The following is a 21,012-nucleotide window of genomic DNA, read 5'->3' on the forward strand; positions in this document are numbered from 1 at the left end:
AAACTGGCGCAGAGTGCGGCCATGACAATGAAGATGCACCCGAGCGAAGGCACGCAAGACAGCGACCAGGCAATGCGAACGGAACTCGGCCGCCGCGGTTTTCTGATGAGTTCCGCGCTCGGTGCAACCGCGACGCTTGCATCCCTTTGTTCGTTGTCCCATGCCGCCGATGCCCCGGCGCGGCGCATACCCGTCATATTCATCGGCCACGGCTCGCCCATGAACGCGCTGGCCGACAACGCCTTCACCCGGCGCCTGGCTGCATGGGGCAAAGAGCTTCCGCGGCCTTCGGCCATTCTGAGCGTATCGGCCCACTGGTTGAGCCGCGGTGCCACCGGTGTCGGAATGCAGGAGCGGCCAAAGACGATTCACGATTTTGGCGGCTTTCCACAGGCGCTTTTCGATATCGACTACCCGGCGCCCGGCCATCCCGCGCTGGCGCGCGAGACCATCGGCGCGGTCAAGCAGGCGCCGGTTGTGGCCACGCAGCAATGGGGCCTGGACCATGGAACGTGGACGGTGCTGAGGCACCTGTACCCCAAGGCCGACATTCCCGTGTTCCAGCTCAGCATCGACTACGACAAGCCGGCGGCGTTTCACTACGCCATCGGCCGCGATCTGGCGGCGCTGCGCGACAAGGGTGTGCTGGTGATGGGAAGCGGCAACGTGGTGCACAACCTGCGCGCCACCGATCGCGGCACGCCCGACGGGCTCATGGCCAGCAGACCGTGGGCGCAAGGGTTCGATAACGCGGTAAAGGCCGCGCTGGCGGGCCGGGACGACCGAGCACTGGTCGCCTACGAAAAGCTGGAAGGCGCCGCGACCGCTGTCGCAATGCCTGACCACTACTTTCCGTTTCTGTACGCGCTCGGCGCCTCGGGCGCCGGCGAGCGCGCGAAAACGGTTTACGAAGGCTTTCAGTCAGGCACGCTGAGCATGCGCTGCATTCAGTTCGGCTGACGTCGGCCTACTGCTCCTCGCCCCAGGAGAAACCGTCGCGCGCAATCATCGCGCTCGACGCGCTGGGGCCCCAGGTTCCGGCCGCATAAGGACGAGGTCCGCCATCCGATGCCCAGCTGTCGATCAGCGGCTCGACCCAGCGCCACGCTTCTTCCTGCTCGTCGCTGCGCACGAACAGGTTCAGGCGCCCGTCGATCACATCGAGCAGCAGCCGTTCGTAGGCGCCCACGCGCTCGGCGCCAAAGCGCTTGTCGAAGTCCAGGTCGAGCTGCACCGGTGCCAATTGCGCGGCGCTCTGGTGGCCATTGCTGCGCCGGTTGTCCTGCGCCTGTGCAAGCATGTGCAGTTCGAGCCCGTCCTTGGGCTGCAGGTTGATCACCAGTTTGTTGACTGCGCCCGATGGCGCACGATAAATCGCGTGCGGCGTCGGCCGGAAGTTCACCTCGATGCGTGCATCGCGCGAGGCCAGCCGCTTGCCGGTGCGAATGTAGAGCGGCACGCCCGCCCACCGCCAGTTGGCGATTTCGGTGCGCAGCGCCACGAAGGTCTCGGTGCGGCTGTCGGGATCGACGCCGGGCTCGTCCCGATAGCCCGGCACACGCTCGCCGTAGGCCGTGCCTGCCGTGTACTGCCCACGAATGGCATGCAGGCCGAGCGTTTCGGGTGTCCACGGCTTGAGCGCGCGCAGCACCTTGAGCTTTTCGTCGCGAATGGCGTCGGCATGCGAGTTGATCGGCGGCTCCATGCCAATGGCGCAGACCAGCTGCAGCGCGTGGTTCTGCACCATGTCGCGCAGGGCGCCGGTCTGGTCATAGAAGGCGCCTCGCTTTTCAACGCCCAGGTCTTCCGCAATCGTGATCTGGATGTTCGCGATGTGCTCGCGGCGCCAGATCGGCTCGAACAGCGCATTGCCGAAACGCATGGCGAACAGGTTCTGCACCGAAGGCTTGCCCAGGTAGTGGTCGATGCGAAAAACCTGCTTTTCCTCGAGCACCTTGCAGACTGCGGCGTTGATTGCGCGGTTCGACGCCAGGTCGTGTCCCAGTGGCTTTTCGAGCACCATGCGCGTCGTCGGCCCGTTGAGGCCCGCCGCGGCAATCTGCTCCACCACCTGGGTAAAAAGCGCAGGTGCCGTGGCCACGTACATCACCACCGTATCGGCATTGCGTTGCTTCAGCAAGTCGGCAAGCCGTGTGTAGTCGGCCGGCTTGGACAGGTCCATGCGCAGGTAGTGCAGCAGCGAGGCGAACTTCTCGAATTCTTCGGCCGAAGGGCGCTTGGCACCTTCGACTGCGTTGAAGCGCGACTGGATCAGTTCGCGGTACTGGTCGTCCGAGAGGTCGTCCCGCGCCACGCCCACGATGCGTCCGTCTTTCGGCAGGCTGCCGTGCCTGAAGGCCTGGAACAGCGCGGGCATCAGCTTGCGCCATGCAAGATCGCCAGTACCGCCGAACAGAACGAGATCGAAGCTCATGTGTCGAATTTCCTTTTGTCTTGGTGCCGAGTGGGCTCGTTGACCGAATGGTACTTGTACCGATTCATGAAACCTGTACGAAAGCTACGCTCCACCCCGGCCGGGAGGCCTATTTTTGTTTTCGAGGCGAGGTTTTCACATGAAGAAGCTTTTTACTGCAGCGGCATTGGTGGGTTTGTCGGCCGCTGCGTCGGCGCAGGGCACGGTCAACGTGATCTGCTCCGTACAGGCCGAATGGTGCAACGTGATTGCCACGGTGTACGCACGCACCACCGGTACCCGCATCAATATGTCGCTCAAGGGCTCTGGCGAGGCGCTCGCTCAGCTCATTGCCGAAAAGGACAACCCCAAGACCGATGTGTGGTTTGGCGGCACCGGCGATCCGCACCTGCAGGCGGCCGAGCAAGGCCTCACGCTCGAATACAAGTCGCCCACGCTGGCGCAGCTTCACCCCTGGGCGCAACAGCAGGCCAAGCAGTCGAGCTACAAGACAGTCGGCATCTATTCGGGCCCGCTGGGCTTCGGCTACAACCCCGAGCTGCTTGCCAAGAAAAAGCTGCCCGTACCCAAGACCTGGGCCGACCTGCTCAAGCCCGAATACAAGGGCGATATCCAGGTAGCCAACCCTGCCTCCAGCGGTACGGCCTACACCATGATTGCCACGCTGGTGCAGCTCATGGGCGAGGACAAGGCCTTCGACTACCTGAAGGCGCTGCACAAGAACGTGGGGCAGTACACCCGTTCGGGCACCGGCCCCATCAAGGCGGTGGCCCGCGGCGAAACAGCCGTTTCCATCAGCTTCGTGCACGACGGGCCGGGCGAGAAGATGCAGGGCTTTCCGGTCGAGACAATCACCCCCAGCGACGGCACAGGCGCCGAAATCGGCTCCATGAGCATCATCAAGGGCGCCCGCAATCTCGAGGCCGCGAAAAAGTTCTACGAATGGGCCCTGACGCCCGGCGCGCAGGAGCTTGGCGCCGCCAACAAGCAGTTCCAGCTGCCCAGCAACAGCACTGCCAAGCTCGATCCGCGCATTCCGGATTTCAAGAAGATCAAGTTCATCAACTACGACTACGCCAAGTACGGTGCCAGCGCCGAGCGCCGGCGCCTCATTGCGCGCTGGGAAAAAGACGTCAACTCGCTGCCGCGCTAAGTGGGCACCTTCGTTGCCGGCGCCGCGCCGGTCAATCCGGCTGCCGCAGCTTCGGCCCGGCGCTCGCAGCGCTGGATATGGGCCTGGGTGGCACTGGGCTTTGCGGCCTACCTCGTGCTGCCCTGGTACGCGATCCAGGATTCGACCTGGTACGAGGCCGTTCCCCAGGTGTTTGGCCAAGCCGAGGGCGCCAACGGCTTGATGCAGGCGGCCACGCAAGGCCGCAGCTGGCTCTTCATAGGCCTCGCGGGGCTGGCCATGTGCGCCATCGGCGCGTGGCTGCCGGCCGGCCGGCCGCAAGGGCGCTGGTTGCTGGCAGGCGGTGCCTTGGGCGCCATAGGCCTTGCAGTTGCGGGCTTCACGATTGGCGCGCGCGGCTGGAGCGTTGCAGCCCTCAACACGCAGTTCGGCGAGCTGGCCGTCAACCAGTTCGGCATTGGCGCGGGCGGCTTCGTGGCGCTCACCGCGCTCACGCTGCTGGCGGCGTTCGGCATTGCGCGGCTCGGGCTCTTCAAGGGCGACCTGTTCGTGGCTGCTGCCGTCATCGGCTGCGGCGTGCTGATGGCGCTGTTCATTGCTTACCCGGTCAGCAAGGCGCTGGCGGGTGCGTTTTTCGACGAAGACGGCCGATGGTCGATCACAGCCTTTGCCGCACGGGTGTTTACCGAGCGTATCTGGGGCCTGGGCTGCGTTGCAGGTGGCGTGCGCTGCGGTGTTGCATGGAACACGCTGGTGCTGGCCTTGCTCACGGCGGCCGGCACCACGTTTCTCGGCACGCTGATGGCATTGATGGCCGAGCGTGGCAGCAAGCGCGGACAGGGCGTGCTGCGGGTGCTGGCGCTGCTGCCCATCATCACGCCGCCCTTTGTGGTGGGCCTGGGTCTCATCCTGCTGTTCGGCCGTGCGGGCATCGTCAACCAACTGCTCGAGAACGTCTTCGGCATCGAGCCGACGCGCTGGTTCTACGGCATGCCGGGTGTGCTGGTGGCGCAGCTCTTCGCCTTTACGCCCATTGCTTTCATGATCATGCGCGGCGTGGTGCAAGGCATCGCGCCCAGCCTGGAAGAGGCCGCGCAGATGCTGCGCGCCGACCGGCGCCGCACCTTCTTCACCATTACGCTCCCGTTGTTGAAGCCGGGGTTGGCCAATGCGTTCCTGGTCGGCTTCATCGAAAGCATTGCGGACTTCGGCAACCCGGTGGTGGTCGGCGGCCAGTTCTCGGTGCTGTCGACCGACATCTTCTTTGCCATTGTCGGCGCGCAGTACGACCAGGGCCGCGCGGCTTCGCTGGCATGGGTGCTCACGCTTTTTGCGCTTGGCGTGTTCGCGCTGCAGCGCGGTGTGCTCGGCAAGCAGAACTACACCACGGTGAGCGGCAAGGGCGATGCGGGCATTGCAATGGCGCTGCCAGACGGCGTGCGCCGCACCATCCAGTGCATCGCACTGCCGTGGATTGCCTTTACTGCCGTGGTCTACCTGTTCGCCTTTGCGGGCGGCTTTGTGCAGACCTGGGGCCGCGACTACAGCTTCACGCTCAATCACTTCAGGAGCGCGTTCGCGTTGGAGTGGGGCCAGTTCGGGCTGGTGTGGGCCGGCACGGCGTGGAACTCGCTCATCACCACGCTCAAGCTCGCGGGAATATCTGCGCCCATCACCGCGGCTCTCGGCCTGCTCATTGCATGGCTGCTGGCCCGCAACGAGTTCAAGGGGCAGGGCATGTTCGAGTTTGGTGCGCTGCTGGCCTTTGCCATTCCGGGTACGGTGCTGGGCGTGAGCTATATCCTGGCCTTCAACGTTCCGCCGTTCGAGTTGACGGGCACCGGGCTCATCATCGTGCTGTGCTTCATGTTCCGCAATTTACCGGTGGGGGTGCGGGCCGGCACCGCGGCCTTCAAGCAGCTCGACCGCTCGCTCGACGAGGCCTCGCTGATGTTGCGGGCATCCACATCGCAAACGCTGTTCAGGGTGGTGCTGCCGCTCTTGAAGCCTGCACTGGTGGCCGCGCTGGTCTACAGCTTCGTGCGGGCCATGACCACGGTGAGCGCGGTGATTTTCCTGGTCACCGCCGAGAACGAGCTTGCCACCACCTACATCATCGGCCGCGTGGGCAACGGCGACTACGGCATTGCGCTGGCCTACTGCACGGTGCTCATGATCCTGATGTCGCTGGCGATTGCGCTGGTGCAATGGGTGGTCGGGGAGCGCAAGCTGGGGCGGCGCAAAGCAGGCGTGCCGGTGGTGGCAGCGCCCGTGGTGCATTGACCGGGAGAAGAACACACATGAGCAACGGCATCGAGTTTCGCAACGTCACCAAGCGCTACGGCACCGACAAGAACGGCCCGCTGGCGGTCAAGGGCATCAGCTTCGAGGTGCCGGTCGGCACACTCACCACCATCCTCGGGCCTTCCGGCTGCGGCAAGACGACTACGCTGCGCATGATCGCGGGGCTCGAATCGCCGACGTCGGGCTCGATCCTGATGGGCGGACGCGATGTCACCACGCTCGGGCCGGGCGAGCGCAACGTGAGCATGATGTTCCAGAGCTACGCGTTGTTTCCCCACATGAACGTGATCGAGAACGTGGGCTACGGCCTGCGCATGAGCGGTGTCAAGAAGGACGAGGCCACCGTTCGCGCACGCGATGCGCTCAAGGGCGTGGGCCTGGTGGGGTTCGACGATCGGCTGCCCAGCGAGCTTTCGGGTGGCCAGCAGCAGCGCGTCGCATTGGCGCGCGCGCTGGTGCTGGAGCCCGCTGTACTGCTGTTCGACGAGCCGCTTTCCAACCTCGACGCCCGCCTGCGCCGCGAAATGCGCGAAGAGATCCGTGCACTGCAGCAGCGCCTGAAGCTCACGGTGGCCTATGTCACGCACGACCAGAGCGAGGCCCTCGCGGTGAGCGACCAGATCATCGTGATGGACCACGGCGTGATCGCCCAGCGCGGCACTCCCGAGCAACTCTATGGACGGCCGGAGAGCGAGTTTGTCGCCGGCTTCATGGGCGAGGCGATGGTTTTTCCGGCCGTTGCGCAGGCCGATGGAAGCGTTGCGGTCGGCCCGCTGCGCCTGCAGCCGCGCCATGCGGTGGCTCCCGGCGCCGTAAAGGTGGCGGTGCGGCCCGAGGCGTGGGAGATTGGTGCCGCCGGGGCTCCAGGCGGCCTGCCCGCCACGCTGCGGAAGGCCGCTTACCTGGGCAGCTTCTACGAATACGGATTCGACACCTCGCTGGGTCCGGTGTTCGTGGTGTCGACCGATCTTTCGCGCCCCTTGGCCGCGGGCGCGCAAGCCTCGCTGTCGCTGGCGGCGCATGGCGTCAGCGTGGTGCCCGGCGCATGAAACAATGGCGCCATGAACGTGGTTTTCGATCTTGGCGCTGTGCTGCTGGCATGGGAGCCCACTCGGCTGGTGCAGACCCATCTTCCCGAACACGCGCCCACTGAGCTTGCCGCCGCGGCGTTGGGCCGCGCGCTCTTTCATCACGACGACTGGATGTGCTTCGACTGCGGCACGCGCTCGCTCGAAGACGCCATTGCACGCATGGCCCAGCGGCTGTCGCTTCCTGTCGCACGCCTTCACGAGATGCTCGGCACGCTGGGCGAGCGCCTGGAGGCGATTCCGGTCACTCTCGACCTGCTGGAAGGGCTGTTCGCGCGGCGGGACGCCGGCGAGGCGCTGCGCCTTTACTACCTCTCGAACATGCCAGGGCCGTATGCACGGGCTGTTGAACGCCGGCACGGCTTCATACACCGGTTCGACGGCGGCGTGTTTTCGGGCGATGTGAAGTTCATCAAGCCCCAGCGCGAAATCTACGAGCTGCTGGCCGTGCGCCATGCGCTCGATCCGCAGCAGACGGTGTTCATCGACGATTCGGCCGCCAACGTGGAAGCGGCGCGCGCCTTTGGCTGGCACGCCATTCACTGCACCCATCCCGCCGCGCTGGCGGCGCAACTGGGGCGCTATCTGCCGGCAGGTTCGGCTATCGCCCGGTAAGCACCACCTTGGCGGTGTCGAATCCGAGGCTGGCAGCGTAGTCCAGCTCGGCCTTCAGCACATCGTCTTCCAGGCGCGGGGCACGCGAAAGAACCCAAAGGTACTGGCGATCCGGCGTGCCGACCAGCGCCACCTGGTAGTCGCGGTCGAGCTTCAGGATCCAGTAGTCGCCCCACACCATCGGCAGCCAGCTCAGCCACGAAGGCGCAAAGCGCACCTCCAGGCGGCCTGCGCCCGGCTGGCCTGCCACCGGCACCACGCGTGCCGTGCCTACCGCCTCGTCAAAGTTGCCGTCGGGCCGAACGCAGCGATTGATGACCTGCAGCGTTCCGTCGGGCTGTGGGGTGTATTCGGCGGTTACCGGGCCGGCGCACTGCTTCTGAAAGCGGTTGGGTAGCCGGGCCTGTTCGTGCCACAGCCCGGCGTAGCGCTGTATGTCCACCGGCGCCACTACCTGCAGCGGGGCGCGCATGAGCGGTGCTCCGTCGGCAGGGCCGGGCACTTGCGCACGGGCAGTACGTCCGGCACCGAGCGCGAGCCAGGTTGCAACGCCACCCACCACGAAGGCGGTGGCCAGCGTGCCAATGGCGGAGCTGGTGCGGCGGTCGTCGAACGGAGCGCGGTTCGCCGCGGCGGAGGCTGCGGTGCGGTGGCGGAAGGACATTGGAGGCACTCCTGTAGTCAGTCGAAAGCATCAAGGCGGGAAGCCGCAGCCTAGCCCGCGAACGCAAGCGCTGCCGTCAGCGGCGGACCACAGCCCATGTAGGGCAGGGCAGCCGGCGTACAACCCTGTCGGCCGAAGGCCGATGCAGCAGAGCGAAGAGCCGTGCTACGGTGCGCATGAAAACATCGGCCCCAGCGCAACAGCGTGCAGGACTTGTCATCACCCGCACAGGATAATCTTCGACATGAATCAACTCGATGCTCTCCGTCAATGGACCACCGTGGTCGCCGACACCGGCGACTTCAAGCAACTCAGCATTTCCAAGCCGCAGGACGCGACCACCAATCCGTCGCTCATCCTCAAGGCAGTGCAAAAGCCCGAGTACCGGCCACTGCTCGACGACGCCGTCAAGAAGCACGACGGCAAGCCGCTGGATGAGGTGATCGACCGGCTGCTGGTGCGCTTCGGCGCCGAAATTCTTTCGATCATTCCGGGCCGTGTGTCGACCGAGGTCGATGCCCGCCTTTCGTTCGACACGGCCGCCACCATTGCACGCGGCGAGCGCATCGTGGCGCTCTACAAGGCCGAAGGAATCGACACCGAGAAGCGCCTGCTGATCAAGGTGGCCTCTACGTGGGAAGGCATTCAGGCGGCGCGCGCGCTCGAGCAGAAGGGCATCCGCACCAACCTCACGCTGCTGTTTTCGTTTGCGCAGGCAGTGGCTTGTGCCGAAGCCGGCGTACAGCTCATCTCTCCCTTTGTGGGCCGCATCTACGACTGGTACAAGAAGTCCGCCGGCGCCAACTGGGATGAGGCCGCCAATGCGGGCGCGAACGATCCGGGGGTCAAGTCGGTGCGCGAAATCTTCAACTACTACAAGCAGCACGGCATCAAGACCGAGGTCATGGGTGCGAGCTTTCGCAATGTGGGACAGATCCAGGCGCTGGCCGGTTGCGACTTGCTGACCATCAGCCCCGAACTGCTGGCCGAACTTGCCGCAAGCAACGAGCCGCTGGCACACGCACTCGACGCCAGCAAGGCCGCCGGAGCAGCCAACGCACAGAAGCTGAGCTACGACGAAGCCGGCTTCCGCTTTGCGCTCAACGAAGACGCCATGGCCACCGAGAAGCTCGCAGAGGGCATTCGCGCCTTTGCGGCCGACGCCGTGAAGCTGGAAAAACTCATGCAGGAAAGCGGCAAGTAACTATGGCCATGACCGTTCGTTGCGACCGAGCGCCCGCGTGGGCGCAACTGCAGAGCTACTTCGAAACCGCCGGCCGGCAGTTCGACGTGCGGCATGCCTTCGTTGACGACGCGGGGCGCTTCGAGCGCTTCAGCCAGGAGGCGCCCTGTGTTTTTGCCGACCTGTCGAAAAACCTGATCGACGCGCGCATCGAAGAAATGCTGTTCACGCTGGCCCGCGAATGCGGCCTGGAGGCGCATCGCGATGCCATGTTTGCCGGCGAGCACATCAACAACACCGAGGACCGCGCCGTGCTGCACACGTTGCTGCGCGCGCCTGCAAATGCCGCGGTCGGCAAAACTGCGCCCGAACTGCGCGAAGTGCACGCCACGCTCGACGCGATGCTGGCCTATGCGGAGAAGGTGCGCAGCGACCACACCATTACCGATGTGGTCAACATCGGCATCGGCGGCTCCGATCTCGGCCCGCAAATGGCGGTAATCGCGCTGGCCGAGTTCGTTGCACCGGGCAAGCGCTTCCACTTCGTCTCGAACGTCGACGGCCACGAGCTCGACGGCGTGCTGCGCGACCTGGCACCCGAGCACACGCTGTTCCTCATTGCTTCCAAGACCTTCACAACGACAGAGACGATGACCAATGCGCTCTCGGCCAAGCGCTGGTACGAGCAGTCGGGCGGCACGGACATCGCCGGCCACTTTGCCGCGCTCACCACCAATGTGGCGGCCGCGAAGCAATTCGGCATCGACACCACCTTCGGTTTCTGGGACTGGGTGGGCGGCCGCTATTCGCTGTGGTCGGCCATCGGCCTGCCGATTGCACTGGCAATCGGCGCCGACGGTTTCCGCCGGCTGCTGGCGGGTGCCCACGCCATGGACGAGCACTTTCGCACCGCCCCGCTAGAGAAGAACCTGCCTGTGCGCCTGGGCCTGCTCGACGTCTGGTACCGCAACTTCCACAAGTTCACCAGCCGCGGAATTGCGCCGTACCACAGCGCCCTGAAGCGCTTGCCGGCCTACCTGCAGCAGCTCGAGATGGAGAGCAACGGCAAGCAGGTCGACGCAAGCGGCGAGCCGCTGCCGAATGGCTTGGGCACTTCGCCGGTGCTCTGGGGCGAGCCCGGCACCAATGGCCAGCACGCCTACTTCCAGATGCTGCACCAAGGCACGGATGTGATCCCGCTCGAGTTCGTGGCGGTGCGCGACCCAGCACACACCCTCGAAGGCCACCACGCCAAGCTGCTGGCCAATGCGCTCGCACAGGCGCAGGCATTGATGGTCGGAAAGCTCGACGCCGGCGGCCACAAGAACTTTCCGGGCAACCGGCCGAGCACCTTCTTTGTCTTCGAGAAGCTCACGCCAGAATCGCTCGGTGCGTTTCTCGCGCTGTATGAACATCGCGTGTTCACCAGTGGTGCGCTGTGGGGTATCAACAGCTTCGACCAGTGGGGTGTGGAGCTCGGCAAGGTGCTTGCTAAGGACATCGAACCGCGCTTGGCGACGGGCGACATCATGGGGCTTGATGCCTCGACGGCCGGGCTGCTGAAGCGGCTGGGGGCCTGAGCTGCTTCGGTTTCTAGGGCCGCCGGGGATATTCAGGGCGGCGCACCCGCCGACGAGGTACCTTACTCCGCGAATGTCCCCCGGCCTGCGGCCTCCTCCTTTATTTCGCTGCGCAAGGCACCCCATCGACGGGAGCGTTGCAAAGAGCGGTGGCTGATCAGCGATGCACCAGTAGCGCGCCCTGCGCACACGTCCTGAAAAGCGGCGCTATTCCTCAAGCAGTAGCAGCTTCTGCAACCGTCCGGACAGGCGAGCCACTGGCCATTCGCACGCACAAGTCGAAGGCCTGCTGCAGACCTTCAATCTGCGCAACCCCCTTGCCGGCAATGTCGAAAGCGCTGCCGCTGGCCGAGGTGGCCACCGGAACCGGCAGGCCGCCGTGCAGCGTTACGCCCTGCTCGAAGCCCATGAGCTTCATCGCAATCTGGCCCTGGTCGTGGTACATCGACACCACCGCATCCACATCGCCGCGGCGGGCGCCGATGAACACCGTGTCGGGTGAGAACGGACCGCGAGCGTCGAAGCCTTCGGCACGCAGTTGTTCGATGGTCGGCGCGATGATCTCGATTTCTTCCATGCCAATGGAGCCGCCGTCGCCTGCGTGCGGGTTGAGCCCCGTTACCGCAATGCGAGGCTGCGCCACTCCGGCACGGCGCAGGGCCGATGCAATGATCTTCACCGCATCGCTCACGCCCTCCCTCGTGATGTGGCTTGCCACGTCTTTCAGCGGAATGTGCGAGGTCACGCGCGAAGTCCAGAGCGAACCCGTCAGGTTGAACTCGCAGACGAATCCCTTCACCGCGAAACGCTCCTGCATGTAGCGCAGCTCGTCTTCATGCACCAGACCGCCCAGGCGAAGCGAGTGCTTGTTGAGCGGCGCGAAGAGAATGCCGTCGGCCTGCCCGCGCCGCACCGCCGCGGTGGCGAGCTCCAGTGCTTCGAAGGAGGCGCGGCCTGAAGCCTCGTTCGATTCGCCGAGCACCGGCTCCCGGCCTTCCATCCAGTCGCGCAGGAGCAGCGTGGGGCGGCCGTCCTCGAAGCGCAGGTCGTCGAATCGGTCGATCTGAAGCGGGTCGAGCTTCACGCCCGCCACGCGCTCGCCTGCGGCCAGCACCATCGGGTCGGCAATCAGCAGCACGCGCGCGGCGTCCAGGTTGCGTTGGCGCGCGAGCAGCTTTACAGCCATCTCGGGGCCGATGCCGCTCGGGTCGCCGAGCAGCACGGCGATGCGGGGCTTGGCGGAGATCACGCTCGGGGTCTTCGATGGGGTGGACATGTCGTCAGGAAGGAAGTGGAGGAAAGGGAAGGACGGAAGAAAAAACGCAAAGCCTCATTCGGCCTTGATGTTGGCGTCGCGCACGAGCTGCCCGTAGTGGTCGAACTCCTGCTTGTTCATTGCCGCAAAAGCTTCGCCGGTGATCACGCCGGGCTCGCCGCCGAGGCCTTTGATGCGCCCCTGCACATCGGGCAGCTTGAGCGTGCGGGTGAGCTCCGTACCGAGCCGCTCCACCACGGGACGCGGCGTGCCGGCCGTCACGTAGAGCCCGTACCAGGTGGACACGTCGGCGCCTTTGATGCCTTGCTCGGCGAGCGTGGGCACGTCGGGCAGTTCGGGCGAGCGTTGCGGCGCGCTCACGGCCAGCGCGCGGAACTTGCCGGCCTTGATCTGGCCCATGGCGGAAGAGGTGCTGTCGAACATCATGTCGACTTCGCCGCCGATGATGTCGATGTGTGCCTGCGAACTGCCCTTGTAAGGCACATGGATCGACTTCATGCCCGTTGCGAGGTTGAAGGCCTCGCCGCCCACGTGCTGCGTGCTGCCGATGCCGGACGAGGCGTATTTCAAGCCGCCCGGCTTGGCTGCCATGGCCGCCACCAGGTCTTTGACCGACTTGTAGGGCGAGGTGGCCGACACCACCAGCACGTTGGGCATTACGGCCACAAGGCCGATCGGCTGCAGGTCTTTCAGCGGGTCGTACTTGAGCTTGAGGATGTGCGGCGCCACTGCCTGCGCGGTGTTGGTGGCCAGCAGCAGCGTGGTGCCGTCGGCTGCCGCGCGTGCGGTGAGTTCGCCGGCAATGGTGTTGGAGGCGCCGGGCCGGTTCTCCACCGTCACGGGCTGCTTGAGTACCGGCGCAAACTTGTCGGCCAGCACGCGCGCCAGGATGTCGGTGCCGCCGCCGGGCGAGGCGCCGACCATGATGCGCACTGGCTTGTCGGGATACGCCGGCTGCGCAGCGGCCACGGCGCCAATCAGTGCCATGGTGGCTGCGCTTGCCATGCGGGCAAGAAAAAAAGAAAGCTTCATCGGGGGTGTCTCCTGCTTGTTTGGCGCCAGCTTAGGGAGCTTCGCGCTGCCGATCCAATCGAAAAAGCCCGAAGCTCCATATACTTTTGTGCATGACATCTGGTTCTGGCCTGACCGACGCATCGCTGATGCTCCATGTGCGGCCGCGCCAGTTGCTGCTGTTGGCCCGGCTCGACGCCCACCGCCATCTGGGCCGCGCGGCCGAGGCCATGAACATCAGCCAGCCGGCCGCTACCAAGCTGCTGCAGCAGCTCGAAGACTCGCTGGGCGAAAGGCTTTTCGAGCGCCTTGCGCGCGGCATGGAGCCCACGCCGTACGGCGAGATACTGATCCGTTACGCCCGCCGCGTGCTCAGCGACTTCGGCAGCGCCCGCGAGGAAATGCTCGCGCTGCGCTCGGGCCTCAGCGGTTCGCTGCGCGTGGGCAGCGTGCCGGGCGCGGTGCCCGAGCTGCTGGCGCCGGCGCTCGTCGAGTACCACCGCCGCCATCCGCAGGTGGCCGTCTCGGTAATCGTCGAAACAAGCGATGTGATGCAGGCGCAGCTCGAGCAGGGCGACGTCGACCTGGTGCTGGGCCGGCTTACCGACAGCCACGACGAGGCCAGGTACGCCAGCGTGCCGCTCCTGGGCGAGTCGCAGGTGGTGGTAGTGCGCGCCGCGCACCCGGTGTTCGAGCGCGCGACCGTCACGCTGGCCGAAATGGCGAACTGGTCATGGGTGCTGCAGCCGCCCGGCTCGCCGCAGCGCGGCCGCTTCGAGGCGGCCATGCGTGAGGCGGGCATCCAGGCGCGGCTGGACATCATCGAAACGGCATCGCCCATTGCCATTACCGCCTTGCTCGAGAACTCCGACATGGCCGCCGTAATGCCGGCTTCGCAGGCGGGCCATTACGCGCGGCTGGGCGTGCTGCGCACGGTGGCGGTGGAACTGCCGGTGCGCGTGCCGCCAATCTGCCTCATCACCCGCCAGGACCGCGCGCTTTCGCCAGCGGCGGCGCAGTTTCGGCGGCAGCTGCTGGGCGGTGCCTGAAGCCTTTGGATTGCAGCTTTCCATGCTGTATTGCACCAACTAGGGAATCTCCTAGCCGATTGGTGCATGAAAGTACCACCATGGGCAAATCAAGTACCAAGGCCGCAAGCGCGTTTCTCCAGAATCCCGCCACGGCGACCCAAACATAGGGCGTCGCTCACCTCTAGGAGACAACATGAAGCGTTTTCTGAAAGCGGGCCTCGTCCTCGCACTCGCCGGCACGGGGCTCGCCTCCTACGCCGCCACCGAACTCGTGATTGCCACCGTGAACAACGGCCACATGATCGAGATGCAAAAGCTGACGCCCTTCTTCGAAAAAGCCAATCCCGACATCAAGCTCAAGTGGGTGACCCTCGAGGAAGGCACGCTGCGCCAGCGCGTGACCACCGACATCGCGACCAAGGGCGGCCAGTTCGACGTGATGACCATCGGCCTGTACGAAGCGCCGATCTGGTCGAAGAAGGGCTGGCTCCAGCCCATTGCCACCGACGCAGCCTATGACGCGGACGACCTGCTGCCCGCCATTCGCGCCGGCCTGTCGTACGAAGGCAAGCTCTACGCCGCACCGTTCTATGGCGAGAGCTCCATGCTCATGTACCGCAAGGACCTGGCCGACAAGGTCGGCTTCCAGATGCCCGAGCAGCCCACCTGGGCGCAGGTGAAAGAGCTCGCCGGCAAGATCCACGACCCCAAGGCGGGCGTGTACGGCATGTGCCTGCGCGGCAAGCCGGGCTGGGGCGACAACATGGCGTTCCTGACCACCCTGGTCAACACCAACGGCGGCCAGTGGTTCGACATGCAGTGGAAGCCGCAGATCGACACCAAGCCCTGGAAGGACGCGATCAACTTCTATGTCGACATGATGAAGTCGTATGGCCCGCCCGGCGCATCGGCCAACAGCTTCAATGAGAACCTTGCGCTCTTCAACGAAGGCAAGTGCGGCATGTGGGTGGACGCGACCATTGCCGCCTCGTTCATCAGCGACCCCAAACAATCGAAGGTGGCCGACAAGGTGGCCTTCGCACAGGCACCTGTGGCCGTCACTCCCAAGGGCGCCAACTGGCTGTGGACCTGGAACCTGGCCATTCCCGCAAGCTCGACCAAAGGCGCCGCCGCGCAGACCTTCGTGAAGTGGGCGACCTCCAAGGAGTATGTGAACCTTGTTGCCAAGGAGCATGGCTGGGGCTCGGTGCCGACCGGCACGCGCAAGTCGACTTACGCGAACCCCGAGTTCCAGAAGGTCGCCAAGTTTGCAGCGGCCGAGAAGAAGGCCATCGATACGGCCAACCTCAGCGACAGCACCCTGCCCAAATCCCCATACGTGGGTGTGCAGTACGCAGCCATTCCCGAGTTCCAGGCCATCGGCGTGGCGGTGGGCCAGCAGATGAGCGCGGCGCTGTCGGGCAAGGTGACGGTGGACCAGGCGCTGAAGACTTCGCAGACGGCGGCCGAGCGTGAGATGAAGAAGGCTGGGTACTACAAGTAAGCCGGCTTTCTTCCTTGCTCCCTCCCCTTCGGGGGGGGGAGGGCAGGGGTGGGGGCACGCGGCGCATCGATCACCGCGGCGCTTGATCCGGGAGCCCCCATCCCAGCCGCCCCCCAGTGGGGGAAGGTGCCAGAGACAACGAGAAGGGACTTCCTCATGAAACGACTCCTGCCCCGGGCCCTCATGGCGCCTGCCGTGCTCACGCTCCTCCTGTGGATGATCGTGCCGCTTGCCATGACGTTGTACTTCTCGTTCGTGAACTACAACCTCATGCAGCCCGGCGAGCGCACCTTCGCGGGCATCGAGAACTTTCACTATTTCGTTACCGACCCCGACTTCTGGCCCGCAACGTGGAACACGCTGATGCTGATCGGCAGCGTGATCGTCATCACGGTGGTGCTCGGCGTGCTGCTTGCACTATTGGTGAACGAGCCCTTTCCGGGCCGCGGCATCGTGCGCGTGCTGCTGATCTCACCGTTCTTCGTCATGCCCGCGGTCAACGCGCTGCTGTGGAAGCACATGATGATGAACCCCATCTACGGCATCCTTGCCGACGTATGGCGCTTCTTCGGCGCGCAGCCGGTCGACTGGCTCACCGACGTGCCGCTGTTCTCGGTGATCGTCATGGTGGCGTGGCAATGGCTGCCGTTCGCCTGCCTGATCTTCATTACCTCTTTGCAGTCGCTGGACCGCGAGCAGATGGAAGCCGCGCGCATGGACGGCGCAAGCGCGTTCCAGCGCTTCTTCTACCTGACCATTCCGCACCTCGGCCGGCCGATGGCGGTGGTGATCATGATCGAGATGATCTTCCTGCTCAGCGTGTTCGCCGAGATCGCCATCACCACCAACGGCGGCCCGGGCAACGAGAGCACCAACATGACCTACCTGATCTTCAAGCAGTCACTCATGAACTTCGACGTGGGCGTGGCATCGGCCGGTGCGCTGTTTGCGGTGGTGCTGGCCAACATCGTGGCCGTGTTCCTCATCCGGATCATCGGCAAGAACCTTGATTGAAGAAGGAACGACCATGCAACCCAGCAACTTCCTTCCGCAACTGCTGCGCACCGTGGGTGCGTGGGCCGTGGCGCTGCTCCTGTTCTTTCCGCTCGGCTGGCTGTTTCTTACAGCCTTCAAGACGGAACTGCAGGCGATCCACGTGCCGCCGCTCTTCATCTTCGAACCCACACTGGACAACTTCGGCGAAGTGCAGCGCCGCAGCGACTACCTCCTGTATGCGCGCAACTCGCTCATCACCAGCCTGGGCTCGACCATCATCGGCCTGTTGATCGCAGCGCCGGCCGCTTATTCGATGGCCTTTTTCCGCACAAAGAAGACGCGCGACATCCTGATGTGGATGCTCTCCACCAAGATGATGCCGGCCGTGGGTGCGCTGGTGCCGATCTATGTGCTTGCGCAAACCGCAGGCCTCCTCGACTCGCTCACTGCGCTCACAGTCGTGTTCACGCTGTCGAACCTGCCGATCATGGTGTGGATGCTCTACAGCGCCTACAAGGACATTCCAAACGAAATTCTCGAAGCCGCGCGCATGGACGGTGCCAGCCTGTGGACCGAGTTTCGCCACGTGGTGCTGCCGCTGTCGGTGGGCGGCCTTGCCTCGACCGGCCTCCTGTGCCTGGTGCTGAGCTGGAACGAGGCCTTCTGGGCGCTCAACCTCAGCTCGGCCAAGGCCGGCACGCTGGCCACGCTCATCGCCTCTTACTCCAGCCCCGAGGGCCTGTTCTGGGCCAAGCTGTCCGCCGCTTCGCTGATGGCCATAGCGCCCATCGTCGTGTTCGGCTGGTTCAGCCAGAAGCAACTGGTGCAAGGCCTGACCTTCGGCGCCGTCAAGTAAAGAAAGGGAGACACCTCATGGCCTACCTGCAACTCAAAGACATCAAGAAGAGCTTTGGTGACGTCAACATCATCAAGGGCGTAGATCTCGAAATCCGGAAGGGCGAGTTCATCGTCTTCGTCGGGCCCTCGGGCTGCGGCAAGTCGACGCTGCTGCGCCTCATTGCGGGGCTCGAGCCTATTACCAGCGGCAACCTGCTGCTCGACGGCAAGGACATTACCTGGGCGCCGTCGGGCAAGCGCGACTTGGCGATGGTGTTCCAGAGCTACGCGCTTTACCCGCACATGAGCGTGTACGACAACATGTCCTTCGCGCTCAAGCTGGCCGGCGTTTCAAAGAGCGAGATCAAGACCAAGGTCGAGTACGCGGCCAAGACGCTCAACCTTACGCAATACCTCGACCGCACGCCCAAGGACTTGTCGGGCGGGCAGCGGCAACGGGTGGCCATTGGCCGCGCCATCGTGCGGGCGCCCAAGGTGTTCCTGTTCGACGAGCCGCTGTCCAACCTCGACGCTGCCCTGCGTGGCAACACCCGCGTCGAAATCCACAAGCTGCACCGTTCGCTCGGCGCCACCACCATCTACGTGACGCACGACCAGGTCGAAGCCATGACGCTCGCCGACCGCGTGGTGGTGCTCAGGGACGGCCTCATCGAGCAGGTCGGCACGCCGCTCGAACTGTACGACCGCCCGGCCAATCAGTTTGTTGCGCAGTTCATCGGCATGCCGTCGATGAACATGGTGGCGGCGAGTGCGATTCCGAGCTTTTCCGCTGCCACCGGTGGGCGCCTTCCGAGCGACGGCTTCCTGGGCGTGCGGCCCGAAGGCCTGCGCGTGCATCCGAAGCAGGTCGCCGCTGGGGGCGTGCCCGGGCGTGTGGAGTTGATCGAAGCACTGGGCGCCGACACGCTGATTCACGTCGATGTGGGCGGCGTGCCGCTGATCGCGCGCCAGAACGAGCGCACGCCGCTGCATGCGGGCGACGAAGTGGCCGTAGAGCTCGACCCCAGCGTGCTGCATCTCTTCAACCGTGAAGGCCGCGCGGTCTCCGCCTGACCCTTCATTTTTCTTCCGGACATTTCCCGTGACTCTCGCAGCAGCGCCACTCGCACAAACACCACCGGCTCCTTCGGAGTTCACGGTGCTCCACCTTGGGCTCGGCTCGTTCCACCGAGCCCATCAGGCGGTCTACCTTCAACGACTGACCGATGCGGGCGACACCCGCTGGTCGCTTTCGGGCGCCAATATCCGGCCCGACATGCCCGATGTGGTGGCGGCGCTGCAGGCACAAGGCGGGCGCTACACGATCGAAACCGTGTCGCCCGCCGGCGAGTACCGCTACGAGCAGATCGAGGCCATTCGCGAGGTGCTGCCTTTTGAGCCCTCGCTGGCTGCCGTGGTTGCGCGCGGCGCGGCAGCGTCCACGCGCATCGTCTCCTTCACCGTGACCGAGGCGGGCTACTACCTGGACACCAAGGGCAAGCTGGACCTTTCGTTCGGCGACCTTGCGGCCGACATCGAGCGGGCGCGCCGCGGCCAGACGTGGAGTGGAGGCGATGAAGGCGTCACCATCTACGGCGCCGTGTGCGCGATCTTGCGCGCACGCAAAACTGCACAGGCCGGCGCGGTCACGCTGCTCAACTGCGACAACCTGCGCCACAACGGCGACCGCTTTCGCGCTGGTTTGCTGGAGTTCATCGAACGCGCGGGCGACACCGAACTGCTCGCCTGGGTGCAGGCGAACACGACTTGCCCGAACGCGATGGTCGACCGCATCACCCCGCGCCCGCCACCCGAGCTGCGTGCGCGCGTGAAAGCCGCAACCGGCCGCGACGATGCGGCTGCGATCACCGGGGAGAGCTTCATCCAGTGGGTGATCGAAGACAACTTTGCAGCGGGCCGCCCCGATTGGGGCCGCGTGGGCGTGGAGCTTGTCGATTCGGTGCAGCCGTACGAAGAAGCGAAGATCCGCATCCTCAATGCCACGCACAGTTGCATTGCGTGGGCCGGCACGCTGATCGGGTTGAGCTTCATCCATGAAGGCACGCACCACGCTGCCGTGCGCAAGATGGCGTTCGACTACGTGACCGATGACGTGATTCCGTGCCTCAGCCCGAGCCCGATCGATCTTGCGGCGTATCGCGACGTGGTGCTCGACCGCTTCGGCAACCCCGCGATCCGCGATACCAACCAGCGCGTGGCGGCCGATGGCTTTTCGAAGATTCCGGGCTTCATTGCACCCACGGTGCGCGAGCGGCTTGCCGCGGGGCAGCCGATCGATAGCGTCGCGATGCTGCCCGCATTGTTTCTTGCGTTCTTGCAGCGCTGGCATCGCGGGGCGCTGCCCTACGCGTATCAAGACCAAGGCATGGACGAAGCCGCGGCCCATGCCATTTGCGATGCCGCCGATCCGGTGCTGGCGCTGTGCTCGGACGCGGGACTGTGGGGTGGCATCGCAGGCGATGAACGGCTGGTAGAGGCCGTGCGCGGCGCGAGCGCACGCGTGGCAAGTTTCATGAATGCAGGAGCAACGAGATGAGCGAACGTTTGAAGAACCGCCACGTGCTGCTGACCGGTGCCGGCGGGGGCATTGGCCTTGCAGTGGCCGAGGCGTGCATTGCCGAGGGCGCACGCTGCAGCGTGGTCGACCGCATGGCCGCTGCGCCTGAAGCAGTACGAGCTGTGTTGCAGAAGCACCCCGACCGTCTCGCCTACATCGCGGCCGACGTTACCGACACAAAAGGCATTGCGCACCTTCTCGCGGAGGCGCAGGTCGCCTTCGGCCCTATTCACACACTGTTCAACAACGCGGCAGTGTTCGACCTCGCGCCGCTGCTCGACAGTGACGAAGCATCCTTCGACAGGCTGTTCGCAGTCAACGTGAAGGGCATGTTCTTCGTCATGCAGTCCGTGCTGCGCCACATGGTCGAAACCGGCACACAGGGTGCATCGGTGATCAACATGGCGTCGCAGGCGGGGCGCCGCGGCGAGGCACTCGTGTCGCACTACTGCGCCACGAAGGCGGCGGTCATCAGCTACACCCAGAGTGCCGCGCTGGCCATGGCCCCGCACGGCATTCGGGTCAACGGAATCGCTCCCGGTGTGGTCGATACGCCCATGTGGGACCATGTCGACAGCCTGTTTGCCAAGGCCGAAGGGCTGCCGCCCGGCGAGAAGAAGCGGCGCGTGGGCCTGGAGGTGCCGCTCGGCCGCATGGGCATGCCGAGCGACATTGCCGGCGCAGCGGTTTTTCTTGCCAGCGACGAGGCGCGCTACATCACGGCGCAGACCTTGAATGTCGATGGCGGGAATGTCATGAGCTGAGATGACATTCGCGGA

Annotated in this window: 18 protein-coding genes; 14 read left to right on the top strand and 4 right to left on the bottom strand. The window is 64.9% G+C overall.

All coding sequences use genetic code 11. The features are described 5' to 3' along the window. The first annotated feature begins 27 nt into the window (after positions 1 to 27). Positions 28 to 960 (top strand): 4,5-DOPA dioxygenase extradiol, encoded by a 933-nt coding sequence (gene ygiD / locus J2X67_RS00685; RefSeq protein ID WP_409050457.1) that lies wholly within the window; start codon positions 28 to 30, stop codon positions 958 to 960. A 7-nt stretch (positions 961 to 967) separates the two neighbouring features. On the opposite strand, the gene zwf is transcribed toward ygiD, so the two are convergent. After that, positions 968 to 2,434: a glucose-6-phosphate dehydrogenase gene (gene zwf / locus J2X67_RS00690; protein WP_309949602.1), complete on the bottom strand. Its 1,467-nt coding sequence runs from the start codon at positions 2,432 to 2,434 to the stop codon at positions 968 to 970. A 139-nt stretch (positions 2,435 to 2,573) separates the two neighbouring features. On the opposite strand from zwf, the gene J2X67_RS00695 reads away from it, so the two are divergent. The 4 genes from J2X67_RS00695 to J2X67_RS00710 are packed head-to-tail and all read left to right on the top strand — an operon-like array spanning position 2,574 to position 7,573. Beyond that, positions 2,574 to 3,587, top strand: a complete 1,014-nt coding sequence (locus tag J2X67_RS00695) for an ABC transporter substrate-binding protein (protein ID WP_309949604.1) — start codon at positions 2,574 to 2,576, stop codon at positions 3,585 to 3,587. Next, positions 3,588 to 5,849, top strand: a complete 2,262-nt coding sequence (locus J2X67_RS00700; RefSeq protein WP_309949606.1) for an iron ABC transporter permease — start codon at positions 3,588 to 3,590, stop codon at positions 5,847 to 5,849. Positions 5,850 to 5,866: 17 nt separating this feature from the next. Next, positions 5,867 to 6,919, top strand: a complete 1,053-nt coding sequence (locus J2X67_RS00705) for an ABC transporter ATP-binding protein (RefSeq protein WP_309949607.1) — start codon at positions 5,867 to 5,869, stop codon at positions 6,917 to 6,919. A gap of 12 nt (positions 6,920 to 6,931) precedes the next feature. After that, positions 6,932 to 7,573, top strand: a complete 642-nt coding sequence (locus tag J2X67_RS00710) for an HAD family phosphatase (RefSeq protein WP_309949609.1) — start codon at positions 6,932 to 6,934, stop codon at positions 7,571 to 7,573. Here the strand turns inward: J2X67_RS00710 and J2X67_RS00715 are convergent. Then, positions 7,560 to 8,237, bottom strand: a complete 678-nt coding sequence (locus J2X67_RS00715; protein WP_309949611.1) for a lipocalin family protein — start codon at positions 8,235 to 8,237, stop codon at positions 7,560 to 7,562. The two genes, J2X67_RS00710 and J2X67_RS00715, sit on opposite strands and share 14 nt — an antisense overlap. A gap of 244 nt (positions 8,238 to 8,481) precedes the next feature. Between J2X67_RS00715 and tal the strand changes: the two genes are divergently transcribed. Then, the gene (gene tal / locus J2X67_RS00720; protein ID WP_309949613.1) at positions 8,482 to 9,441 is read left to right on the top strand and encodes a transaldolase; all 960 of its coding nucleotides are present in this window, start codon (positions 8,482 to 8,484) and stop codon (positions 9,439 to 9,441) included. Positions 9,442 to 9,443: 2 nt separating this feature from the next. Continuing rightward, entirely contained in the window at positions 9,444 to 11,000 is a 1,557-nt protein-coding gene (gene pgi, locus J2X67_RS00725; RefSeq protein WP_309949615.1) for a glucose-6-phosphate isomerase, read from the top strand. A 214-nt stretch (positions 11,001 to 11,214) separates the two neighbouring features. Here pgi and J2X67_RS00730 read toward each other — a convergent pair whose 3' ends face one another. Together J2X67_RS00730 and J2X67_RS00735 are read right to left on the bottom strand one after the other, a co-directional pair. Next, on the bottom strand, positions 11,215 to 12,276 hold the full coding sequence (locus J2X67_RS00730) for a 4-hydroxythreonine-4-phosphate dehydrogenase PdxA (RefSeq protein WP_309949617.1): 1,062 nt from the start codon (positions 12,274 to 12,276) through the stop codon (positions 11,215 to 11,217). 54 nt (positions 12,277 to 12,330) lie between these two features. Beyond that, positions 12,331 to 13,308 carry a tripartite tricarboxylate transporter substrate binding protein gene (locus tag J2X67_RS00735; RefSeq protein WP_309949619.1) on the bottom strand — a complete coding sequence of 326 codons (978 nt, stop codon included), beginning with the start codon at positions 13,306 to 13,308 and terminating at the stop codon, positions 12,331 to 12,333. Positions 13,309 to 13,400: 92 nt separating this feature from the next. Between J2X67_RS00735 and J2X67_RS00740 the strand changes: the two genes are divergently transcribed. The 7 genes from J2X67_RS00740 (at position 13,401) to J2X67_RS00770 (ending at position 20,997) form a co-directional block, all read left to right on the top strand. Beyond that, complete coding sequence (locus J2X67_RS00740) at positions 13,401 to 14,336, top strand: LysR family transcriptional regulator (protein ID WP_309949621.1); 936 nt, start codon at positions 13,401 to 13,403, stop codon at positions 14,334 to 14,336. Positions 14,337 to 14,511: 175 nt separating this feature from the next. Continuing rightward, positions 14,512 to 15,822, top strand: coding sequence for a sugar ABC transporter substrate-binding protein (locus J2X67_RS00745; protein ID WP_309949623.1), 1,311 nt, complete (start codon positions 14,512 to 14,514; stop codon positions 15,820 to 15,822). 156 nt (positions 15,823 to 15,978) lie between these two features. Then, on the top strand, positions 15,979 to 16,836 hold the full coding sequence (locus J2X67_RS00750) for a sugar ABC transporter permease (RefSeq protein WP_309949625.1): 858 nt from the start codon (positions 15,979 to 15,981) through the stop codon (positions 16,834 to 16,836). Between the two features lie 13 nt (positions 16,837 to 16,849). Next, a complete protein-coding gene (locus J2X67_RS00755) occupies positions 16,850 to 17,674 on the top strand; it encodes a carbohydrate ABC transporter permease (protein ID WP_258504338.1) in 825 nt (274 codons plus the stop codon). A gap of 17 nt (positions 17,675 to 17,691) precedes the next feature. Next, entirely contained in the window at positions 17,692 to 18,729 is a 1,038-nt protein-coding gene (locus tag J2X67_RS00760) for a sn-glycerol-3-phosphate ABC transporter ATP-binding protein UgpC (RefSeq protein ID WP_309949627.1), read from the top strand. An 85-nt stretch (positions 18,730 to 18,814) separates the two neighbouring features. Next, on the top strand, positions 18,815 to 20,212 hold the full coding sequence (dalD, locus tag J2X67_RS00765; protein WP_309950807.1) for a D-arabinitol 4-dehydrogenase: 1,398 nt from the start codon (positions 18,815 to 18,817) through the stop codon (positions 20,210 to 20,212). Then, on the top strand, positions 20,209 to 20,997 hold the full coding sequence (locus J2X67_RS00770) for an L-iditol 2-dehydrogenase (RefSeq protein ID WP_309949629.1): 789 nt from the start codon (positions 20,209 to 20,211) through the stop codon (positions 20,995 to 20,997). The genes dalD and J2X67_RS00770 overlap by 4 nt, the downstream gene beginning before the upstream one ends. Positions 20,998 to 21,012 lie beyond the last annotated feature (15 nt).

The sequence above is a fragment of the Variovorax sp. 3319 genome (genome assembly GCF_031456585.1).
GTDB classification, from domain to species: domain Bacteria; phylum Pseudomonadota; class Gammaproteobacteria; order Burkholderiales; family Burkholderiaceae_C; genus Variovorax; species Variovorax paradoxus_P.

Bases quoted from the DNA above. Each gene is read 5' to 3' on its own strand.
- J2X67_RS00745 (WP_309949623.1), top strand. From the start codon at position 14,512: ATGAAGCGTTTTCTGAAAGCGGGCCTCGTCCTCGCACTCGCCGGCACG.
- J2X67_RS00695 (WP_309949604.1), top strand. From the start codon at position 2,574: ATGAAGAAGCTTTTTACTGCAGCGGCATTGGTGGGTTTGTCGGCCGCT.
- J2X67_RS00760 (WP_309949627.1), top strand. From the start codon at position 17,692: ATGGCCTACCTGCAACTCAAAGACATCAAGAAGAGCTTTGGTGACGTC.
- J2X67_RS00730 (WP_309949617.1), bottom strand. From the start codon at position 12,276: ATGTCCACCCCATCGAAGACCCCGAGCGTGATCTCCGCCAAGCCCCGC.
- pgi (WP_309949615.1), top strand. From the start codon at position 9,444: ATGGCCATGACCGTTCGTTGCGACCGAGCGCCCGCGTGGGCGCAACTG.
- J2X67_RS00770 (WP_309949629.1), top strand. From the start codon at position 20,209: ATGAGCGAACGTTTGAAGAACCGCCACGTGCTGCTGACCGGTGCCGGC.
- J2X67_RS00755 (WP_258504338.1), top strand. From the start codon at position 16,850: ATGCAACCCAGCAACTTCCTTCCGCAACTGCTGCGCACCGTGGGTGCG.
- J2X67_RS00710 (WP_309949609.1), top strand. From the start codon at position 6,932: ATGAACGTGGTTTTCGATCTTGGCGCTGTGCTGCTGGCATGGGAGCCC.
- J2X67_RS00740 (WP_309949621.1), top strand. From the start codon at position 13,401: ATGACATCTGGTTCTGGCCTGACCGACGCATCGCTGATGCTCCATGTG.
- J2X67_RS00715 (WP_309949611.1), bottom strand. From the start codon at position 8,237: ATGTCCTTCCGCCACCGCACCGCAGCCTCCGCCGCGGCGAACCGCGCT.
- J2X67_RS00735 (WP_309949619.1), bottom strand. From the start codon at position 13,308: ATGAAGCTTTCTTTTTTTCTTGCCCGCATGGCAAGCGCAGCCACCATG.
- tal (WP_309949613.1), top strand. From the start codon at position 8,482: ATGAATCAACTCGATGCTCTCCGTCAATGGACCACCGTGGTCGCCGAC.
- J2X67_RS00750 (WP_309949625.1), top strand. From the start codon at position 15,979: ATGAAACGACTCCTGCCCCGGGCCCTCATGGCGCCTGCCGTGCTCACG.
- J2X67_RS00705 (WP_309949607.1), top strand. From the start codon at position 5,867: ATGAGCAACGGCATCGAGTTTCGCAACGTCACCAAGCGCTACGGCACC.
- zwf (WP_309949602.1), bottom strand. From the start codon at position 2,434: ATGAGCTTCGATCTCGTTCTGTTCGGCGGTACTGGCGATCTTGCATGG.
- ygiD (WP_409050457.1), top strand. From the start codon at position 28: ATGAAGATGCACCCGAGCGAAGGCACGCAAGACAGCGACCAGGCAATG.